Source organism: Flavobacterium sp., from assembly GCF_041911335.1.
GTDB lineage: Bacteria > Bacteroidota > Bacteroidia > Flavobacteriales > Flavobacteriaceae > Flavobacterium.
The window spans coordinates 73,942-95,102 of the sequence record NZ_JAYRPD010000053.1 but is presented as its reverse complement, the minus strand read 5'-3'; the positions used below and the strand labels follow the sequence as shown (position 1 = coordinate 95,102).

The 21,161-nt window shown below is 32.1% G+C and carries 23 protein-coding genes and 1 riboswitch; of the genes, 11 read left to right on the top strand and 12 right to left on the bottom strand.

Features of this window, described 5'->3' with window-relative positions; translation table 11 throughout:
- The first annotated feature begins 2 nt into the window (after positions 1-2).
- Positions 3-713, top strand: a complete 711-nt coding sequence (locus tag ACE3PD_RS08935; RefSeq protein ID WP_374401604.1) for a nicotinamide mononucleotide transporter family protein — start codon at positions 3-5, stop codon at positions 711-713.
- Here the strand turns inward: ACE3PD_RS08935 and ACE3PD_RS08930 are convergent.
- The gene (locus ACE3PD_RS08930) at positions 708-1,730 is read right to left on the bottom strand and encodes a LacI family DNA-binding transcriptional regulator (RefSeq protein WP_374401602.1); all 1,023 of its coding nucleotides are present in this window, start codon (positions 1,728-1,730) and stop codon (positions 708-710) included. The two genes, ACE3PD_RS08935 and ACE3PD_RS08930, sit on opposite strands and share 6 nt — an antisense overlap.
- Before the next feature lie 197 nt (positions 1,731-1,927).
- Here ACE3PD_RS08930 and rplM point away from each other — a divergent pair, with 197 nt between their 5' ends.
- From rplM to ACE3PD_RS08890, 8 genes are all read left to right on the top strand, one after another.
- Positions 1,928-2,383, top strand: coding sequence for a 50S ribosomal protein L13 (rplM, locus tag ACE3PD_RS08925; protein ID WP_026724384.1), 456 nt, complete (start codon positions 1,928-1,930; stop codon positions 2,381-2,383).
- Positions 2,383-2,769, top strand: coding sequence for a 30S ribosomal protein S9 (rpsI, locus tag ACE3PD_RS08920; RefSeq protein ID WP_111566195.1), 387 nt, complete (start codon positions 2,383-2,385; stop codon positions 2,767-2,769). Before rplM ends, rpsI begins: the two co-directional genes overlap by 1 nt.
- Before the next feature lie 175 nt (positions 2,770-2,944).
- Positions 2,945-3,706 (top strand): 30S ribosomal protein S2, encoded by a 762-nt coding sequence (rpsB, locus tag ACE3PD_RS08915; RefSeq protein WP_111566196.1) that lies wholly within the window; start codon positions 2,945-2,947, stop codon positions 3,704-3,706.
- Between the two features lie 136 nt (positions 3,707-3,842).
- Positions 3,843-4,664: a translation elongation factor Ts gene (gene tsf / locus ACE3PD_RS08910; protein ID WP_374401597.1), complete on the top strand. Its 822-nt coding sequence runs from the start codon at positions 3,843-3,845 to the stop codon at positions 4,662-4,664.
- 109 nt (positions 4,665-4,773) lie between these two features.
- Positions 4,774-8,478: a TraB/GumN family protein gene (locus ACE3PD_RS08905; protein ID WP_374401595.1), complete on the top strand. Its 3,705-nt coding sequence runs from the start codon at positions 4,774-4,776 to the stop codon at positions 8,476-8,478.
- A gap of 1 nt (position 8,479) precedes the next feature.
- Positions 8,480-9,133 (top strand): queuosine precursor transporter, encoded by a 654-nt coding sequence (locus tag ACE3PD_RS08900; protein WP_374401593.1) that lies wholly within the window; start codon positions 8,480-8,482, stop codon positions 9,131-9,133.
- Positions 9,123-9,683 (top strand): DNA-3-methyladenine glycosylase I, encoded by a 561-nt coding sequence (locus ACE3PD_RS08895; protein WP_374401591.1) that lies wholly within the window; start codon positions 9,123-9,125, stop codon positions 9,681-9,683. The genes ACE3PD_RS08900 and ACE3PD_RS08895 overlap by 11 nt, the downstream gene beginning before the upstream one ends.
- 4 nt (positions 9,684-9,687) lie before the next feature.
- Positions 9,688-9,900, top strand: coding sequence for a VF530 family DNA-binding protein (locus tag ACE3PD_RS08890; protein ID WP_374401589.1), 213 nt, complete (start codon positions 9,688-9,690; stop codon positions 9,898-9,900).
- Here the strand turns inward: ACE3PD_RS08890 and aat are convergent.
- From aat to ACE3PD_RS08875, 3 genes are all read right to left on the bottom strand, one after another.
- Positions 9,897-10,532: a leucyl/phenylalanyl-tRNA--protein transferase gene (gene aat, locus ACE3PD_RS08885; RefSeq protein WP_374401587.1), complete on the bottom strand. Its 636-nt coding sequence runs from the start codon at positions 10,530-10,532 to the stop codon at positions 9,897-9,899. The genes ACE3PD_RS08890 and aat overlap by 4 nt on opposite strands.
- 93 nt (positions 10,533-10,625) lie before the next feature.
- Entirely contained in the window at positions 10,626-11,006 is a 381-nt protein-coding gene (locus tag ACE3PD_RS08880; protein ID WP_026724391.1) for a DUF3127 domain-containing protein, read from the bottom strand.
- A gap of 11 nt (positions 11,007-11,017) precedes the next feature.
- Positions 11,018-11,893 (bottom strand): flavin reductase family protein, encoded by an 876-nt coding sequence (locus tag ACE3PD_RS08875; RefSeq protein ID WP_374401585.1) that lies wholly within the window; start codon positions 11,891-11,893, stop codon positions 11,018-11,020.
- Between the two features lie 104 nt (positions 11,894-11,997).
- Here ACE3PD_RS08875 and ACE3PD_RS08870 point away from each other — a divergent pair, with 104 nt between their 5' ends.
- A complete protein-coding gene (locus ACE3PD_RS08870; RefSeq protein WP_374401583.1) occupies positions 11,998-13,146 on the top strand; it encodes a PAS domain-containing sensor histidine kinase in 1,149 nt (382 codons plus the stop codon).
- Between the two features lie 30 nt (positions 13,147-13,176).
- Here the strand turns inward: ACE3PD_RS08870 and ACE3PD_RS08865 are convergent, their stop codons facing one another.
- A complete protein-coding gene (locus ACE3PD_RS08865) occupies positions 13,177-13,566 on the bottom strand; it encodes an HIT family protein (RefSeq protein WP_374401581.1) in 390 nt (129 codons plus the stop codon).
- A gap of 13 nt (positions 13,567-13,579) precedes the next feature.
- Positions 13,580-14,056 carry a transcription elongation factor GreA gene (gene greA / locus ACE3PD_RS08860; protein ID WP_374401579.1) on the bottom strand — a complete coding sequence of 159 codons (477 nt, stop codon included), beginning with the start codon at positions 14,054-14,056 and terminating at the stop codon, positions 13,580-13,582.
- Between the two features lie 157 nt (positions 14,057-14,213).
- On the opposite strand from greA, the gene ACE3PD_RS08855 reads away from it, so the two are divergent.
- Entirely contained in the window at positions 14,214-14,636 is a 423-nt protein-coding gene (locus ACE3PD_RS08855) for a hypothetical protein (RefSeq protein WP_194093381.1), read from the top strand.
- A 55-nt stretch (positions 14,637-14,691) separates the two neighbouring features.
- Here ACE3PD_RS08855 and ACE3PD_RS08850 read toward each other — a convergent pair whose 3' ends face one another.
- From ACE3PD_RS08850 to ACE3PD_RS08825, 6 genes are all read right to left on the bottom strand, one after another.
- Positions 14,692-16,854 (bottom strand): TonB-dependent receptor, encoded by a 2,163-nt coding sequence (locus ACE3PD_RS08850; RefSeq protein WP_374401577.1) that lies wholly within the window; start codon positions 16,852-16,854, stop codon positions 14,692-14,694.
- Positions 16,855-16,967: 113 nt separating this feature from the next.
- A riboswitch (TPP riboswitch) is annotated at positions 16,968-17,063 on the bottom strand.
- A gap of 101 nt (positions 17,064-17,164) precedes the next feature.
- Positions 17,165-17,566, bottom strand: coding sequence for an alternative ribosome rescue aminoacyl-tRNA hydrolase ArfB (gene arfB, locus ACE3PD_RS08845; RefSeq protein WP_374401575.1), 402 nt, complete (start codon positions 17,564-17,566; stop codon positions 17,165-17,167).
- On the bottom strand, positions 17,559-19,094 hold the full coding sequence (locus tag ACE3PD_RS08840) for a DUF4301 family protein (RefSeq protein ID WP_374401573.1): 1,536 nt from the start codon (positions 19,092-19,094) through the stop codon (positions 17,559-17,561). The genes arfB and ACE3PD_RS08840 overlap by 8 nt, the downstream gene beginning before the upstream one ends.
- Entirely contained in the window at positions 19,064-19,678 is a 615-nt protein-coding gene (gene pnuC, locus ACE3PD_RS08835; protein ID WP_374401571.1) for a nicotinamide riboside transporter PnuC, read from the bottom strand. The genes ACE3PD_RS08840 and pnuC overlap by 31 nt, the downstream gene beginning before the upstream one ends.
- Positions 19,675-20,391, bottom strand: coding sequence for a geranylgeranylglyceryl/heptaprenylglyceryl phosphate synthase (locus ACE3PD_RS08830; protein WP_374401569.1), 717 nt, complete (start codon positions 20,389-20,391; stop codon positions 19,675-19,677). Before ACE3PD_RS08830 ends, pnuC begins: the two co-directional genes overlap by 4 nt.
- Before the next feature lies 1 nt (position 20,392).
- On the bottom strand, positions 20,393-21,088 hold the full coding sequence (locus tag ACE3PD_RS08825; RefSeq protein ID WP_374401567.1) for a 4'-phosphopantetheinyl transferase superfamily protein: 696 nt from the start codon (positions 21,086-21,088) through the stop codon (positions 20,393-20,395).
- Between the last annotated feature and the right edge of the window lie 73 nt (positions 21,089-21,161).

The window sequence follows — 21,161 nt, the reverse complement described above, 5'->3', positions numbered from 1 at the left end:
AGATGCAGAACACTATCGCTACCATCAAAAGCATTACCAATAGCAAATATCTCGATGTTATCGGAGTGGTTTTGGTGGTAGGCGTTTCAGTGTATTTAGAATATTACAAAACCACTTACGATTTTAGTTTTGACGGAAAAAATTACTCGTTTTACTTGGGTTACTTTTCAATTCTAAACACGTGCTTATCCATGATGGCGACTCGATTGGTCACCAAGAAAAATAATATTGGAAATTTAATTAGTACTTGCAACACCTTATTAAGCGGAAGTATTGATTATCTTTTGGGAAATATTGGTGCAATTTTGACCTATCCCGTTTCGTTTTTTGGAAACTATTTTGCGTTCCGAATTTGGAAAAAGAAACAATATTTGAATGCAATTGATGGCATCTTTTTCCGAAATATGGCAATTGGATTATTGCTTTCGTTGGTATTGAATTACATTGCCTTCACTACGTTTTCAGACAAAGCGATTGATTGGAAATTATTCTTCGCTATCGCCATTCCAGCCGGAATTAGTTTTGGCGGCACCTTTAATATAGGAAGAATGTATCCCGACAATTGGATTAACTGGCAAGTATATAATTTATTCAAAATCCTACAAAATGTAATGTTGATGAACATTGCCAACACCGCAAAATATGTGTTTTATATGTTCAATGCGATTTTGGGTTATATTACTTGGAAGGATGATAAAGCAAAACAATTATAACTTCCTAGTCGATTCTCTCTGACGCAATTCTGTTTTAATTACAACCGTTTGTGGTTGGTAAAACTCATCTTTAGAATTTAACTTATGGATTAACAGTTCAGCAGCTTTAGCCCCAATTTCTGGCGCGTGTTGGCTCACAGTTGATAAACTCGGCGTTAATCGTCTTGACCAAACACCATCGGCAAAACCAATAATATTTAATTCTTCTGGTATTTTGATCCCTTGTTTCAACGCCATTTTCATGGAAGCAGTTGAACTGTGTTCGTCTAAGGCAAAAATAGCATCCATTTTTTTAGATGAAATTAACTCTTGCAACTTCACATCGAAATCTTCAATAGAAGTTTCTAGAATAATTAAATTTTCATCTATTTGTATATTAGCATCTGAAAGGGCTTTTTGGTAACCTTCCAAACGTAATTTTCCAACACTCAAATTATGTATTGTAGAAAGCAAGGCAATCTTTTTACTACCTAATTTAATTAAATGCGTCGTAGCATCATAGGCCGAATCGAAATCGTCTACCACTACTTTATCACAATTGATACCATCGGCTACCCTATCAAACATTACGATAGGCGTTCCGCTGTTCATGATATCTTTAAAATACTTATATTCTTTTAAGGATTGCGTTTCTTCGGCAATAGCCACAATAAAACCATCAATAGTTCCATTGTTTAACATATCCATTACTTGTTGTTCTTTGTTGAAAGATTCATTGGAAATTCCGGTAATCACATTGTATCCTTTTTCCAACGCTACCTTTTCAATTCCACTGAACACTTTTGCAAAAAAAGGATTCAATATATTAGGTATAATTACTCCTATAGTATTGGTGCGTTGATTTTTTAGATTCTTCGCAATACTATTCGGTTTGTAATTCTGCAAAGCGGCATACTCTTGAATTTTTATTTTGGTAGCATCGCTAATTTCAGGACTATCACTAAGTGCTTTTGATACAGTAGATATGGATACCCCAAATTCTTGGGCAATCTGTTTTAGAGTTGCTTTTGCTTTCATACGTAAAAGTTAAGAGGTAAAAATAGTGTATTTCTCGTATTTAAAAAAACAACTTCAAATGAATTTTAGATAAAGATGTGATGTGTAACGATTTAGAAAAAATAATATTTTACATTAGGGGTTTGCAATTCTAATAAATAATTGTACTTTTGCACTCCCTTTATTGGGAATGGAATGTTTAATTTAAATTAATTATTGTGAACACATTAAGCTACAAAACAGTATCAGCCAACAAAGCAACTGCAGACAAGCAGTGGATTGTTGTGGACGCTGAAGGGCATAACTTAGGTCGTTTATCTACAAAAGTAGCGATGCTTTTAAGAGGTAAATACAAGCCAAGTTATACACCGCACGTTGATTGTGGAGATAACGTAATTGTTATCAACGCAGAAAAAATCAACCTTACTGGTAACAAGTTAGATGACAAAACGTACATCAGACACACAGGTTACCCAGGAGGTCAAAGAAGTTTAACTGCTAGAGTAATGCAACAAAAAAACCCTGCATTATTAGTAGAAAAAGCTATCAAAGGAATGTTACCTAAAAACAAATTAGGTGCTGAATTATTCCGCAATTTAAATGTATATGTAGGTTCTGAGCACAAACATGCGGCTCAATCACCTAAAACCGTTAACCTAAACGATCTTAAGTAATGGGAGTTATTCACAAAATCGGTAGAAGAAAATGCGCTGTTGCACGTGTTTATGTTTCAGAAGGAACAGGAAAAATCACTGTAAACAAAAGAGAATTCACTAACTACTTCCCAACTGCAACTTTACAGTACAAAGTTTTACAACCAATGTCTATGACAGAAAATGTATCAAACTTTGACGTTAAAGTAAACGTATATGGTGGTGGTTCAACAGGACAAGCAGAAGCTGTAAGAATGGCTATTGCTAGAGCAATGTGTGAAGTTGAGGCTGAAAACAGAGCTATCCTTAAACCAGAAGGATTATTAACAAGAGATCCTAGAATGGTTGAACGTAAAAAATTCGGTCAGAAAAAAGCACGTAAGAGATTCCAATTCTCGAAACGTTAATATTCGGTATTTATCAGAATATATTTTCAGATTTATTTTTACAATTAAAATTGAATTAAAAACTAAGTTGTCGATATTCCTTGTAAAAAGGGAATTAGTTTAGCATCTAAATTTTCAAGACTAACGCATGTGACTACTTGAAAATTGCTAATCACGGAACGTAAACTATTACACAATGGCAAACAAAATTGACGTTAAAGAGTTATTAGAAGCAGGTGTACACTTCGGACACATGACTCGTAAATGGGATCCAAACATGGCTCCTTACATTTATATGGAGCGTAATGGTATTCACATCATTAACCTATATAAAACTGCAGCTAAAATTGAAGAAGCTAACGAAGCTTTGAAAAAAATTGCTGCTTCTGGTAGAAAAGTATTATTCGTTGCTACCAAAAAACAAGCGAAAGATATCGTTGCTGAAAAAGCAGCAGCTTGTAACATGCCTTACATCACTGAAAGATGGCCAGGTGGTATGTTAACTAACTTCGTAACTATCCGTAAAGCTGTTAAGAAAATGGCTTCTATTGATAGAATGAAGAAAGACGGTACTTTCATGACTTTATCTAAAAAAGAAAGATTACAAGTTGATCGTTTAAGAGCTAAGTTAGAGAAAAACTTAGGTTCAATTGCAGATATGTCTAGATTACCAGCTGCATTATTCGTAGTTGACGTAAAAGCTGAGCATATCGCTGTTAAAGAAGCTCAAAAATTAAACATTCCAGTGTTCGCAATGGTAGATACGAATTCGGATCCACGTCCAATTGACTTCGTAATCCCTGCAAATGACGATGCTTCTAAATCAATTGAAAAAGTTTTATCATTAGTCTCTTCTGCTATCGTTGAAGGTCTTTCTGATAGAAAAGTTGAAAAAGATGAATTACCAGCTAAAGAAGTAGAAGCTACTGAAGCTCCTGCTACTGAAACTGAAGCATAAATCAATTAATTCCAAGAATTAAATTCCAAATTCCAAACTTGTTCTAACTTTTAGTTAGCAATTTAGTAAAATTGGAATTTGGGATTTAGTAATTGGAATTTTTACTTTTATAAACAACAAATAAAAAAAATACAAAATGGCAAATATTACTGCTGCAGACGTAAATAAATTAAGAACTATCACTGGTGCTGGAATGATGGATTGTAAAAAAGCATTAGTGGAGGCTGAAGGAGATTTCGATTTAGCTATCGAAAACTTAAGAAAAAAAGGTCAAAAAGTAGCTGCTAACCGTTCAGATAGAGAATCTACTGAAGGAGCTGCTGTTGCTGTTATCAATGCTGACAACACTGCTGGAGTTGCAATCACTTTAAACTGTGAAACTGACTTCGTAGGTAAAAACGAATCTTTCGTTAAATTAGCAAATGATTTAGCTAATCAAGCTTTAAACTATGCTACTAAAGAGGAATTATTAGCTTCTGATTTCAACGGAATCACTGTTGCTGAGAAATTAATCGAGCAAACTGGTGTTATCGGTGAGAAAATCGAAATCGGTGCTTTCGAAAGATTAGAAGGTGCTTTCGTAGGATCATACATCCACGCTGGTAAAATTGCTACTTTAGTTGCTTTATCTGCTAACGTTGCTGGTGCTGACGAAGCTGCTAAAAACGTTGCAATGCAAGCTGCTGCTATGAACCCAATTGCTTTAAACGAAGCTGGTGTTGATGCTGCAATTATTGAAAAAGAAATCGAAATCGCTAAAGAGCAATTAAGAGCTGAAGGTAAACCAGAAGCAATGTTAGATAACATTTCTAAAGGAAAAATCCAACGTTTCTACAAAGATAATACTTTAGTAAACCAAGATTTCATCAAAGACAGTTCTATGAGTGTTGCTGCTTATATTAAAACAGTAGGCGCTAACTTAACTGTAACTGGATTCAAAAGAGTAGCTTTAGGATAATCTTATTCTAAACTCCTAAATACAAAACCTTAATTCTTTAACAAGAGTTAAGGTTTTTTTCTTTTCAAAATACTGTATATTTGGGGTAAACGTAAAAAATAAAATTACCTTGAAAAAAATCGCATTATTATTTGCCCTTATATCGGTTTCATTAGTTGCTCAAGAGAAAAAATACCAAAGTTTATTGTGGGAAATTAGTGGAAATGGTTTACAAAAGAAATCATACGTTTATGGTTCTATGCACGTAAGTGATAAAGTTTCGTATCATCTATCAGACAATTTTTTCAAACATCTTCAAGAAGCAGATATCGTTGCAAATGAAAGCGAACCAAGAACATGGACTTCTTTGTTCGACTTGTTCAGCTTTTATAGTCAGTACATGTCGCAAGGTAAATTTTACAGCAAATTCTATATTCAACCTATTGAAAAAAACGATTTATATCCTTTATTCCGAAGTAGTAATTATAACCTAATAAGTTTACTAACTCGAACTAACGAAGCGCAGAAAGACTACCAAGAAGAAACATACTTAGATATGTTTATCTACAGAACGGGTAGAAAATACAATAAAAAAACAGTTGGATTAGAAGATGTAAAACAATCTACCTTAAACATCATGATGGCACAAGCCAAAATGGATGAAAGCGAAGTCGATAAAAACCGTCAAGCGATTTTGAAAATCTTAAAAAACAAATCGTATGACCAAGCTTTAAATGATTTCTATCGCGAAAAGGACTTAGATATGTTGGATTCCCTTACCATGTTAAGTTCGCCAAAATCATTCATAAAAGCCATGCTATTTGATCGTAACATAGAAATGGTTAAAAACATGGACTCTATTATGAAAACAGGAAGTTTGTTTAGTGCCATTGGAGCGGCTCACTTACCTGGTCCTAATGGTGTTATCGAGTTACTAAGAGCAAAAGGTTATAAAGTTACTCCTGTTTTTGGAAACTATACTGAAAAAGGAAAAGCAGCCAAAAAACAAATAGAAGAATATTTCACAAAACCAGAATTAAAAACCAGAACAACATCTGACGGCATGATTTCACTTCCGCTTTTCGAAATTGTACTTGAAAATGGAGAAGATTTAGAATCTCCTGATTTAGTTAATGGCGGTTTTGTAAATGTCAAGAGAAAAGCTTTAAATGATTTTATAAACAAAAAAGACAAAGCATTTAATATCAAAACGTTAGACAGTTTGTTTTATGAAAATATTCCAGGTGAAATTTTAGAAAAAAAATCATATCAAGAAAAAAATTATTGGGTTTATGATCTAAAAAGTAAAACCAAAACAGGCAACGCACAACGCTATCGTTATTATATCACTCCATTAGAAATCATTACAGTGATTATGGGCGGAGAAGGCGATTATGTAAGACGTTTTGAAGAAGACATATTCACGAAAATTGAAATCAAAGAAAGCAAAAATTATTGGGAAAAAATTAGTCCAAGAAAAGGAAGCTTTGAAGTTCAAGTTCCTGCTTATAATACTTTCACAGGTAATAAAAACAATGGAAAAGATAATTCCGACATTTCAATTATTGCCTTAGACGAAAAGAAAAAAAGTCATTATTTCCTTATTGAAAAAACCTTACCAGAGATTGATAATTTAGAAAATTCAGAATACGAGTTAAAACGTATTCATTATGAATTTTATACCCAACACGAATTAGATTCAACTCAAACAAAATTCAACAAAGAGAGAACTTCTTTCTACTCAAAATCGAAAATTGAAGACCGAGAAATCCAACTCAAAACGTTGTTAAATGGCAATAAATACTATCTATTAGGAACAGTAAACGCGGATGAAACAGATGTAAAACGCTTCTTCGATTCTTTCGAATTAAAGCCAACAATTGATTCTGAAAGTTATAGAACTTTTAGAGATTCGGTAAATCATTTTAGTATTGAAATTCCAGAAAAACAAAACGAACATTTGGACTTCTTAATTGAAAATGAAACTAAAAACGGTACAAAAAAGAAAAATTACTTCACCGCTAAATCTAAAAACTATCAATTTTTAGGAAGCAATGGTTCTATTATTCAATTGAACTACTACAAATATCATCGATATGAAAATGAAAAATCTTTAGATAGTATTTGGAACGAATATAGAAAACAAATTACTGGCAATAAATTCGTAAACCAAAAACCTGAAGAAATTGAAGGAGATAACGAAGTAATTGAAGTTCCGCTTCCAGATATCGATATGAGCCTTCCTGCAGATTATATGGAATCAGATTGGAATTCGAAATTATTTCCAAAAGAAGAAAAACTGAAAATAATCGACGAAAAAATTAGCTTAGACAAAGAAAACAATCTTCATACTTTTGAAGCTTTGGTTTCCAAAAACAATTCTAAACAAGCTATCAAATATAAATTATTACTAAAAGGAAATACCATTTATGAAATATCTACATTAGTTGCTAAAGACTATGATAATCAAGATCCTTTTGTGGAAAAAACATTTAATTCGATTCGTTTAGAAAATAAGGATACGGATAATATTTTTGAAAATAAGCTCGATTTGTTTTTGAATGATGTAAGAAGTCAACACGACAGTATTCGTTATTCTGCATTAAAATCAATTGAATATTTAAAAATTGAGAAAGACGATTTACCAAAATTTAAAATGTTTTTAAACACTTTTAAATTTAGAGATGACGAAACCGAAATCTTAGGAGAATTATATGAAAAACTAGGAAGTATAAAAGCACCAGAGGTTATTTCATATTTGGAAAATGCCTACAGAAAAGAAAATGTAAATACTGTAATTCAGTTTGCAGTTCTTCGTGCATTAACTTTTCAAAAGAGTAAAGAAGCCTATAAAAAAATTATAGAACTTCTCGAATATGACTTACCTATTTCTGATAATGAATATGAAATTATTGGATTGTTCAACCAATTTGAAGAGGATTTAGAAAATAGTCAGGTTTTATTTCCAAACATTTTTCAGTATTACAGTATTAAGGAATTCCATGAACCTATTGTTTCATTGACGCATAAACTTTTGATGAAAAATTATGGAAATGCTAAAAAGTTGAAATCCTTCAAAAAAATGTTGTTGACCAACGCTAAACTTGAATTCAAACGTTTATCAAGTTGGAAAAACAAACAAAATATTAAATCGGAAGATGATGAGGAATATTATGAAGATGAAGCGCCAATTGAAGATTTCATAAGCTATTACACTATTTTATATCCATTTAAAGCAGAAAAAGATATTGCACAATTATTCAAAAAAGCAGCTGATTTAAATATTGACGAATTAGATTTAGCTTTTGCCGAAGTTCAATTAGAAAAAAACAATCAGGTTGAAGAAACTACTTTGAACAAAATCTTAGACAATGAGCAAATAAAATTTGTAGGCTTTTTAATGATGCATCATGTAAAAGACAACTCTTTTTTAAATAAAAACAATGCAAAAGAAATTGCAATGGCAGCAGAAATTTATGCTGAAGATATTGATAAGAAAAAAGATTCCCTGACTTTTTACGACTTAAAAGAAGTAAAATTTAATGGTAAAAAAATCACTTATTTCTTCTTCAAAAAGGTGAATATTGAAGAAAACTCATATCAAACCAATCAAAAGAAGATAAGTGGAATTGCCTTCATTACCGAAAATGGGAAAATTAACATCAAAGAATTTTACAAATTGAGTCCTAAAACGTATTTAGAGGAAAAAGAAGTGGATGCCATCATAAAAAGTATGATTGATGAGTCGTTAAACGAAAATCATAAAAGAGCAACTTATGGTAAGTTGAAGCAAAAAAATGCTCTTTTCAATGATATGTACTCTGAAGACTATTAATATGTTTCAAAGAAGAAAAGACATTGTTTATGTAATTTTAGCTGGAATTTTTATTACCAATGCTTTAGTAGCGGAATTAATTGGCGGAAAATTAATTTACATTGGAGATGTTGTAATGAGTTTGGGTATTTTACCTTGGCCAATTGTTTTCATTACAACTGACTTAATCAATGAATATTTTGGCGAAAAAGGAGTAAAAAAACTATCCTTCATTACTGCTGGATTAATTGCTTATACCTTTTTCTTACTGCTAATTGGTCTTCAAATTCCTGCCGTTAAAGGTGATGGGTTAATTACAGATGAACAATTTTCAGCCGTTTTCGGGCAAAGTATGTGGATTATTGTGGGAAGTATAACAGCTTTTTTGGTTTCCCAATTAATTGACGTTACCATTTTCCATTTTGTTAAAAACCGAACAGGTAAAAAAATGATTTGGTTAAGAAGTACGGGGTCAACTGTAATTTCGCAATTTTTTGATAGTTTTATCGTATTGGGAATTGCTTTTTGGTTGCCTGGAAAAATTGACACAAAAATGTTTGTTGCATCTGCATTAACAGGTTATACAGTAAAATTGTTAATTGCTGTTGGATTAACACCTTTCATTTATTTAGGTCACTATTTAATTGAAAAATACTTAGCTAAAGATGGAAAATAAAAACCGATGTACTTGGTGCGAAAAGGACGATTTGTACCGAAATTACCACGATAACGAATGGGGAAAACCTGTCTATGACGATGAAACAATTTTCGAATTTTTGATTTTAGAAACCTTTCAGGCGGGATTGAGTTGGTACACCGTTTTAGCGAAAAGAGAAAATTTCAGAAAAGCATTTGACAATTTCGATTTGATAAAAATTGCAAATTATTCAGAAGACAAAATGGCTAAGTTAGCTGAAGATACTGGAATAATCCGAAACAAATTAAAAATTAAAGCTACGGTTACCAATGCGAAAGCGTTTTTAAAAGTACAAGAAGAATTTGGAACTTTTTCGAAATATATTTGGGGTTTTGTAGATGGAAAACCTATCGATAACCGACCGAAAACCTTAAGTGAAGTTAAAGCCACTACTCCCATTTCAGATGCTTTGAGTAAAGATTTGAAAAAACGCGGATTCAAATTTGTAGGCTCAACTGTAATGTATGCGCATATGCAAGCTACTGGAATGGTGAATGATCATGTAATGGATTGCTGGACTAGAAAATAAAATTATGAGTAACGACCCACTTCACGGAAAATCTTTAAAAACTATTGTAGAACAATTAGTAGATTTTTATGGTTTCGACACTTTAGCTGAACTCATAAAAATCAACTGCTTTAAAGAAAATCCATCCGTAAATTCTAGTTTAAAATTCTTAAGAAAAACCGAGTGGGCGAGAAAAAAAGTGGAAGAATTGTATGTTAAAACATTGCCTAAGTTTTAACCTTTCAACACCATCAAAAAATCTTCTCTATCAATCTCTACACAACCTAAACTTGCTAAATGATCATTGTAGACTTGGCAATCTAACAAATGATAATTGGCTAATTCCAATTGTTTTGCCAATTCAATGAAAGCTAATTTACTAGCATTTGGCACTTTTGAAAACATACTTTCACCACAAAAAACATGACCTAAATCAACGCCATACAATCCACCAACTAATTCATCATCTTGCCAAACCTCAACACTTTTTGCGATGCCTAATTCATGTAATTTGCAATAGGCTTCTACCATGTTATCTGTAATCCAAGTACCTTGTTGATCTTTTCTAGAAATCTTTTTACAGTTTAAAATTACGTCTCTAAAAGCGGTATTGAAGGTAACTTTAAATTTTCTTTGATTGATGATATTGCGCATGCTTTTTGAAATCTTCAAATCTTCAAAAAACAAAACCATCCGCTCTGGCGGACTCCACCACAAAATAGGTTCATCATCTTCAAACCATGGAAATATTCCTGATTTATAAGCCAAAAGTAATCGCTCTGGTGATAAATCGCCTCCAACAGCTATAATCCCTTCAGGAGAAGCCATTTCTATTGGTGGAAAATATAATTCTTTGGTTAAAAAATACATCTTTTTAAATTTAGACTTCAGAAATTAGAATTTAGAAAAAGAAAAAGTCAGAAATTATAAAACTTCTGACTTCTAATCTCTAATTTCTAAATTTTAGAAAGGTAAATCGTCGTGCTCTTCTTCGTTAAAGTTAGTTGCAGGTTCAAAAGCAGCTGCTGGTGGCATTGGTGGCATTTGAGGTGCTGCCGCTGGAGCTTCTGCTTGTACTTTTTCTATTCTCCAACCTTGGATAGAGTTAAAATATTTAGTTTCTCCTTGAGGATTTACCCATTCTCTTCCTCTTAAATTGATAGACACTTTTACTTGTTCTCCAACATTATAATTGTTTAACAAATCTGTTTTGTCTTGTGCAAACTCAATCAAAATGTGTTGAGGATATTGCTCTTCTGTAGTTACTACAAGCTCTCTTTTTTTGAAAGAAGCACTTACTTGTTGTACAGGATTAATTAATTTTACTCTTCCTAAAACTTCCATAATACTAAAATTTATTTTTTTGCTAATAACAATTTCCAAGCATCAATTGCTCTTCCATTATCTACATACTCTTTCGCTTTTTGAAATTTTGTGTCCATATCATCAGCACTTAAAACCGCTTTGACTTCAAAATTTTCTTTTACAAATATAGCAATTTCTTCTTCGGTTGGGATATTTTCTATATTTCCTAATCTTGCTAAATCATTTCCTGTAAAATAGCCACTTTCTTTAATGAAATCCGGAATCACATCTACTCCAATTCCTAAAGTAGTTAATGGTTTTTCCACTTCAAACATACCAACATTAGAACGACTGTACCAATTAGCTCCCATTCTGGCAACCAAGTCGATTTTGTGTTGGTCAATCATTCCGTTTGCATCTAAAATAGCTTCGTTGATGTGAATTTTTACCACTTCACAAATCACCAAATTTCCTGCTCCACCTTGGTCTCCTAATGCAATTACATCATTAATTTTACACTCAAATTGCACCGGACTTTCTGCTACACGAAATGGCTTTACTTTATCCGATTTTAACATCGTAAATCCAGCTTTTTCAAACTCATTCACGCCATCTGGATATTCCGTACTTGATAATGACATTTGCTCTACGATGTCATAATTCACCACATTAATCACAACTTCTTTAGTGTTTTGAGCGTTGATTAAAGTGTGTTTTGTTGTATTATCTCGTACACGTCTAGCTGGCGAAAAAATTAAAATCGGTGGATTAGAACTAAATACATTAAAGAAACTAAATGGCGATAAATTTGGATTTCCATTACTATCCATAGTACTCGCAAAAGCTATTGGTCTTGGCGCTACCGCACTTTGCAAATACCCTTGTAATTTTACTGGTGCTATTTCTTTTGGATCGATGCTTAACATGTTGAAACAATTTTTTACAAAGATAACAAACAAATACAAGTTCAATTACAAGAATAAACATCAAATTAAAAGGATTTTAGTATTTTTACTTCAAATACGAATACATGCAGTTTTCAGAAAGGCGAAATCTTACGCGTTGGTTTATCATATTAGCATCTTTTTTCATTGTAATTTTAATACTTTGGAATACCTATAACTTTTTTCAGATTTTTAAAAACGAAGAACGAGCAAAAATGGAGTTTTGGGCAAGTGCTCAAAAAACGTTAGCTAATGCCAATGAATTTACAGATGTTGATCTTCCACTTCAAATTATCCAAAACAATACAACCATCCCAATGATTGTTACGGACAGTAAAGATTCTATTATAAGCCACAATAATATTGATGAAGCTATTACAAACGACAATACTGCACTAAAAAAATATTTCAACTCTATAAAAAATGATAATCAACCCATAAAAATGGAACTTTCAGAGAAAAATTATCAGTTAGTTTATTATGGAAATTCGCCTTTATTAAATAAATTAAAATATTATCCTGTTGCTTTATTATTGATTATTATTTTGTTTGGTGCTGTAGTGTATAATTTTTATCGTGCTACTAAAATGGCGACGCAAAACAAACTTTGGGCTGGAATGGCAAAAGAAACAGCACATCAAATTGGAACTCCTTTATCGTCTTTAATTGGATGGTTGGAAATTTTAAAATTAGACAATATTGAAGAAAGTACCATTGTAGAAATAGAAAAAGACATTACTCGATTGCAAACCATTACCGATAGATTTTCAAAAATTGGAAGCGAACCTGTTTTAGAAAAAAGAAATATAATTGAAGATACTAAAAACACAGTTGATTACTTACAAACTAGAGTTTCTCAGCAAGTGAATTTTCATTTTGAAGCACCTCAAAACCCTATTTATGTTCATATTAATCCGGCATTACATAGTTGGACAATTGAAAATTTAGTAAAAAATGCAATTGATGCCATGAAGGGGAAAGGTAGTTTAAATATTGTTATTTCGGAATTAGAAGATATGGTGAAAATCAGCATTACTGATACTGGAAAAGGAATTCCAAAAAACCAATTTAGTAAAGTTTTCGAACCTGGATTTACAACTAAAAAACGTGGTTGGGGATTAGGATTGTCTTTAACTAAACGAATTGTTCAAGAATACCACAAAGGAAAAATTAAAGTGGCTCATTCTGAAATTGGTAAAGGAACTACCATGCAGATTAGTTACAAAACAGCATAAAAAAATCCCGAATGAATCGGGATTTAATTTTTATAAGTTTGAAGCAATTTGCTTAGCTAATTCTTGAAATTCTTCTGGCGATAAACTAGTTTTTCTTTGAAAACGCATATCATCCATATCTTGAAGTGGAATTAAATGTACATGAACATGTGGCACTTCTAATCCTACAACAGCAACTCCAATACGTTTGCATTCAATCGATTTTTCAATAGCCTTTGCTACTTTTCTAGAAAACTTCATTAATCCTAAATAATGCTCTTCTTCCATATCAAAGATTTTATTAATCTCTTGTTTTGGAATACAAAGTGTGTGTCCTTTGGCGTTAGGATTCACATCTAAAAAAGCCAAATAATTTTCATCTTCAGCAATTTTATAACAAGGAATTTCTCCGTTTACTATTTTAGTAAAAATACTAGCCATTTTAAATAAATTATTAGTCTCTTGTAATTTCTAAAACATCAAATTTTAACACACCGTTTGGCACGTTAATTTCTGCTACTTCTCCAACAGATTTTCCAAGTAGACCTTTCCCAATAGGGGAAGTTACTGAGATTTTTCCTGTTTTTAAATCGGCTTCACTTTCAGCTACTAATGTGTACTTCATTTCCATACCATTAGCTTGATTTTTAATTTTAACGGTAGACAACACCAATACTTTTGACAAATCTAATTGCGACTCATCAATTAAACGAGCATTTGCCACTAACTCTTCCATTTTAGAAATTCTCATTTCTAATAAACCTTGCGCTTCTTTTGCTGCATCATACTCTGCATTTTCAGATAAATCTCCTTTATCTCTAGCTTCAGCAATAGCTTGTGACGCTTTTGGGCGTTCTATACTTTTAAGTTGATCTAATTCGTCTCTTAATTTTTTTAATCCTTCTGCGGTGTAATAAGATACTGTACTCATAACTTCATAGTTTATATAAATAGAAAGAATCCCACCTGCATGGGATTCCTTTTCACAAAGATAGTGATTTATTTTTAATATTAATTTAAGTAATATTGTAATGTTTAGTCAAAAGTAATTAATTAAATTTGTTTTACAAATGAAAACAAAAAACCTAATGAAAAAATTTCTTATTCTACTTTTAATCCCTTTATTTTTTGGATGTGACAAAGAAGATTTTCAAAATAATAACCCATATTTACCAAACTATCCTGTAAACTTAAACATCAATATGAGTTTACCTCAGTACAGTAACTTATTAAGTCCTGCTAATGCAGTGTACATAAATTCGGCTGGACAAGGAATTAGAGGAATAATCGTTTTTAATACCGGAAGTGGTTATGTTGCTTACGACGCGGCATGTCCAAATCAGTCTTTATCTTCCTGCTCCACTATGACTTTAAGTGGTATTGATGCTATTTGTCCGTGTGACGATAAACGTTATAGTTTATTCTCTGGTTTATCACAAGGCATGCAATATCCTATGAAACGTTATCGCATAGAACAAACAAGTGAAGTTTCGCTTCGTGTATACAATTAATAAAAAAGCCTGAAAAATAAAACTTTCAGGCTTTTTTCAACTTAACTTAATTTAACTAAAATTTTAAACTCATTCCAAGAAGAAAGTTTATTCCAGCTTGAGGATAAAAACCTGCTCCACCATAAGTAATTGTACTTCCTGAAGAATCGTCATCATACGTATAGAAATAACCATTTGATTCGTATTCTACATCAAAAATATTATTCACTAACGCAGAAAAGACAATCGACTTGATTCCTTTATTAATTTGCCAATCGTAAGAAGCATTAAAATCATTAATGAAATAACTATCTAATTTCGAAACATCTGAATCGATATTTCCCATATATTGTTCTCCAACAAACTTTGACAACAATGATAATTGCAAACCTTTAACTGGTAAATAAGAAAATCGGTTTCCAAAAATAAAATCAGGAGAATAGGCAATATTTGTATTTCCTAAATTATGAACAGCTCCATTAATTTCGTAATAAAAATCCTCATTCTTATTTTTACTTAATGTAAAATTCGGATTTAAAATTAATTTATCTGTTAGCGCAATTGTAGATTCTACTTCTAAACCTAATCTATAACTTTCTCCACTATTGGTAAAAATTGGAGAGCCCACATCATTTAAAGCACCTGTCATAACCAATTGATCATTATATCGCATGTAAAATGCATTCGCGTATAATTTTACTTTTTTAGTGTTGTATTTCCAGCCCAATTCATAATCAAACAAACGTTCTGGTTTTGTGGCGCCACTTTCATAATCATCACGTCTTGGTTCTTTATTAGCAATTCCGAAATAACCATAAAAAGCATTTTTTTCGTCTAACTGATAATTCAAACCTGCTTTTGGATTAAAAAATCGAAACGTATCTTTTACATCATCGAATTTCACGCTTGTTGCATCATAAAACACCATTCTGTATTGCAAATCAACAAATAAATTCAACTTGTTTGTAACATTGTATGATGCTTTTGTGTAGAAATTTACATCATCTTTATTTCCATAATTATCATAATAGCGATTTGGATTTGGAATGTAATTCTGTGTCCAAACAACCTCTCCATAATGCAATCCTAGATAGCGATTAGCCGCTCCTCCGAATAACAAATCGGTTTTTCCGTTTCTGTAGTTTAATGAAAAAGTAGCTCCAAAGAAATCATTATCTAACCAACGTTTTCTTACCAAATCAGAAATTGAATTTCCATTAAAAGCTGGTAAATTATAATCGGCTAAATCTTCGTCTTCTCTGTATTGCTCAAAATATCCTTTTCCAATGGTGTAATGTAATGCTGCATTTGAAATCCATTTATCCGACCATTTTTCTGTCCAATGCAATTGAAAATGATTTTGCCAATAATTGTCGGTTTCATTATCGTAGAATTGCATATTTCCAAATTCATCGAAATACATTCCGGCTGGATTAAAAGTTCTGTCGTTTCTTAGTTTTTCGGGATCTTCAATTCCGTACCAAGCTTGATAGGTTTTCTCTTTTCCGCCAAACGCCATGAATTTCACAAGAGTTGACTCTTTAACATAATTAGCATTGAAAAAGTAACCAAACATATTAGAAGTTGCTCTATCGATAAATCCATCCGAAGCAATATTAGAAATGCGACCGTTCAATTCAAAATTGTTATGCAATCCTGTTCCAAAAGACAACGTATGCTTTCTCGTATTAAAACTTCCAAAGGAATTTGAAATTTCTGCATAGGATTTTTCTTGATAGGATTTGGTTGCCATGTTTAAACTCGCTCCAAAAGCTCCAGCTCCATTAGTTGAAGTTCCTACTCCTCGTTGTAACTGAACACTTTCTAATGAAGAAGCAAAATCTGGTAAATTCACAAAGAACGTTCCTTGACTTTCACTATCATTAAAGGGAATTCCGTTTAAAGTAACGTTAATTCGGGAACCATCAGAACCACGAACTCTCATATACGTATAACCTACACCATTTCCAGCATCAGTTGTACTGACTACAGAAGGTAAATATTGCAACAAAACAGGAATGTCTTGACCTAAATTTCGTGGTGCAATTTCTTCTTTGGAAACATTCGTATACGTAATTGGATTTTTGTCTTTTGCTCTAACAGACGAAATGGTTACTTCTTTAAGTTCGGTAGTTTTTAAACTGTCTTTTTGAGTTTCTTGTGAAAAAGAAGTAAAAGACAAAAGACAAAAGACTAAGGGTAAAAGGTAACTAAAATAGCGACTTTTTGTTTTTGGCATTAAGCCATTTTTTTTGAATAAAGTTTTCATTCGTAAAATAAATACGAATAAAAGGGGTAATTATTCCTTGGTTAAAAATTAATTTTGATACTCTTCGACGCCAATAAACGTGCACATCTATTTTTGTCAATTCCCTAAACAGCATTATCTGTTCTAGGTTCTATGGGTATGATCTCAGCTCGTTATTTAGAGCACCCCTTTGAGACGGGGCAAAGATAAGCCAATTTCAACGACAATTACAAGAACAATTTCAATTTCAATTTCAAACTTTCTTTTATTGATTTTTGAACTTGCGCTTGTTCTTGTGTTTTTAAAAGTTTGGTTTTTTTCTGTTTTGCTTTAAAACGCTCATTACTTTTTTAGCATTCAGGCGTTTTTCTTTTACCGCTCTTGGAATTTTAGTTTCTTTTCGCTCTTTTGGAACAACCAAAGCATTTTCGAGTAACTTAAAACATTTCTTAATGACTTTTTCTTTGTTTTTCAGTTGACTTCTATCTTCTTCGCTGGTTAAAATAAGAATTCCTTCTTGCGTTAATTTAGTTGCGATTTTGGTTTGCAACAAAGTTTTTTCATCATCGGTCAATCCTTTTGAGTTGACTAAATCGAATGTCAACACTACTTTAGAAGAAACTTTATTTACATTCTGCCCTCCTGCACCGCTACTTCTTACCGCTTTAAATGAAAACTCATATGCGATTATTGATTTATCCATTATCAGGTTGGTGTGAAGATTTTAATAAATCATTTACAGTTTTAACTGGATTGAAAGTTTCTAACGGAACCTCAACAAAAATAGTGGTCCATTTTGCCATAGCGCCATTCCATAACCCAGGAAGTTCAAAAGCTTTAATAGGTTTGCCGTTTTTTGTTTTTTCGGTAATAAAAGCTGCTTTTGGATCTACAAATTGCGTTAAATCAAACTTTTCTCCTTTGAAATTTTTAACTCCGCAAACAATATCTACTGGATTGAAATGCGTAGCTTCTTTAGCAATATTTTTTTGCGATTTGTTATTCAAATCTATTTGAGACGATTCAACGATTTGTAACGTTTGACGTCCCTTTTCATCTTGTACCCAAAATGGTCCACCACCAGGTTCGCCTTCATTTTTAACCATTCCACAAACACGAATAGGTCGATTTAATACCTTAATCAAATATTCCACTTTATATTCGGTTTGGAAAAAATTGAATTCTTCTGGCAATAGAAATGATGTTTTATTCTCTGCAAAATCCTTGATTTCGGTAATTTGAGCTTCAGTTACACTTCCGCTTGAAAGCAATTTAAGATAATTGAAAATCTTGTATTGCATCAAAAGTAAAACACCGCCCAATAACTTTTTATTTATTTCAATAACTTTTTTGTGATTTTGGGAAACGTTATCGATATTTTTGATGAAAATTATATCTGAATTTAAAGCATTCAAATTTTCAATCAAAGCTCCGTGTCCGCCTGGTCTAAAAAACAATTTATCATCTTCAATTCGAAACGGTGTATTATCTTCATTAACCGCTAATGTATCTGTTGATTGTTCTTGATAAGAGAACGTAATTTCACAATCTGGAAATTGATTGGTGATCTTCTCAAAATCGGGTTGGAATTCTTCAGTAATGGTAAAATGAATTTTTGTCTTTTGATTTTCTTTTTTGAAAAAATCGGCTTCAAAAATATTTTCTTCAATTGGAGTTATGATTTTCTCATCTCTCTGATGAAAAGGCAAAATACCTTTTGGTTTACTAGCAAAATCTAATCCTTCCTTACTTAACAAAGTTTTTATTAAGGCATAATATTTTGCGTCGCTTGACAAAGAGTAATAATTAGGATGCAATTGAATAGTTTTTTCCTTCAATTCTCTGTAAAAAGGAAAGTTTTTCAATCCAAAAATAAAAATGGAAATATCTTTAGCATTTCGCTTATTGATGTAACTATTGATGGTGTCGTTTTCAACATCAAAATCGTTCAAAAACTCATTCAAAAATTTGAACATACGAGTAGCTGCACCCGAAGCAGGCACAAACTTCTCAATAGAATAATTAGCCTTGTGTTTATCAAAGTATGAAACAAAATCAATCGTTTCCTCTTCTGAAAATTGCCAAATACCAGCGCCCACTTTAGCTGAGCGAACTAGGTTAATTTTGGGAATTCCTTGGATAAAAAAATCCAACTGCTGTTGAATTTTATCGATTGAGTTTCCTCTATTTTGTATGTATATTAAATCGTCTTCTGTAAAAATCTTTTCCATTCTTTATAGCCTAAAATAGCGATAATCGTAAATAGTATAAATTGAAAACTCGAAAAGGTCAAACCTTTATAAAAGTATAATGGAATTGAAATTGCATCGGCAATTATCCATAAAATCCAGTTTTCGATTTTTCTTTTAGCCATGAGCCACATCCCAACAAAAAATAATCCTGTGGTGAGTGCGTCAACATAAGCCGTCCAATTGGTAAATTTATCAAAAAAATGATAAACTAATGCAACAAATGTTAAGGTAATTGTAAAAATTAGCGTTGAAACTAGAATTTCTTTCCGATTTATGTTTGAAATAGGAAATTCATCATTACCGTCTTTCGTTTTGGCCCATAAATACCAACCCAAAAAACTCATAATCGTATAGTAGAAATTGATAATTAAATCGCCATACAGTTGAAATTCATACAAAATATAAACGTAAAGAATCGTACTTACTAAACCTGTTGGATAGACCAAAATATTGTTTTTTCGAGCAAATAAAACGCTGATAACGCCAAAAACAACAGCAACTAATTCTAGTGCAATTAAGTAATAAGGATAGTCTTTATATTGAGCAAATAAAAATTCTATCATAACGAAAAGAAGTTACTATCGTTTTCAAAAGCCGTTCCAATAACAACTAAATCAGCACCTGCTTCATACACATCTTGAATCGTTTGCATAGAACGAATGCCACCGCCCACAATCAAAGGAATATTAATATTTTGTGATACAAAACGAATCATTTCTAACGAAACGTGTTGATTGGCGCCACTTCCCGCTTCTAAATAAATTAATTTTTTACCTAAAAATTCGCCTGCTTTTGCTGTTTTGTAAGCTAATTCGATATTGTTATTTTCAATTGGTTGGGTTTGACTTACGCGTTGCACAGCGGTTTCTTTTCCGCCATCAATTAATAAATAACCTGTTGGGATGATTTCCAAATTTGATTTTTCCAAAGTTTCAACCGAATTAATATGATGCTCAATCAAATATTCCGGGTTTCTTCCAGATAGTAGACTTAGAAATAGAATTCCATCAGCTTCATTGGAAATTTGGGATGGATGACCTGGAAAAATTAAAATGGGTAATTGTGTTTCTTTTTTTAGTCTTGCTATCAACTCATCTAAATGTGTTCCGCTAAAAGTACTTCCGCCAACAAAAATATGGGTTGCGGGTGAAGCCTTAATTTTATCTGACAAAATCGAAACTTTTTCTATCGAAACTTTTTCTGGATCGATAAGAATCGCCAATAGTTTTCGATTGTCTTTTTTAGCTTGAAGTATATTTGAATAGAGATTTTGCATCTTAGTTATTTGGGAAAGCACATACAAAGATATAATCTTCTACTTTATAAAAGTGGATTTTAAACTTTTCTATTGTATTATTAAAATGCAATTCAGCCGAACATTTCCCATCGGGTAAACAAAATTCATTCTCGAAAATATGTTCAGGAAAACTGATTCCTTTTTCGTTTTTGATTTTAAAAATCGATTCTTTTACACCCCATATCACAGTCGCTTTCTCCATTTGTTCTGAAACAGGAAGATTCTCTAAATGTTTCACTTCCATAAATCTTGGTGCAATTTTCAAAGTTTTCTCTTTAAGCTTTTCCAAATCAATTCCCATCAATTCATCACTAATACAAATACAAGAGAACTCGTGTGAGTGTGAAATGGAGATATGTTTCTGATTGGGTGATGGGTGATGGGTGATGGGTGATGGATTTTCATTTTCATATTTCGTACTTCGTGCCTCGTAATTCAAATGTGGCTTTCCGGCTTCGTCATATGTTAAATCATAATCGGTATAACCTAAATGTTGTAAGAGCATTCGAACCGCTAAAAATCCTTTTTGATGCTCTTCTGATTTCATCCCTTCCAAGCGAAATAACGAAGTATCCTTGAGCGAAACGGCTCTAAATAACGAGGTTACATCTTCGGTAATTTGCCAAAAGTATGCAGTTGTAGTTGCGTTAATTTGTATGGATTTATAAAACGGCATCGATATTTAATTGTGATTCAAATGATTAGCAAAATAAACAATTCACAAATTTTAAAACATTATTTAGAAAATA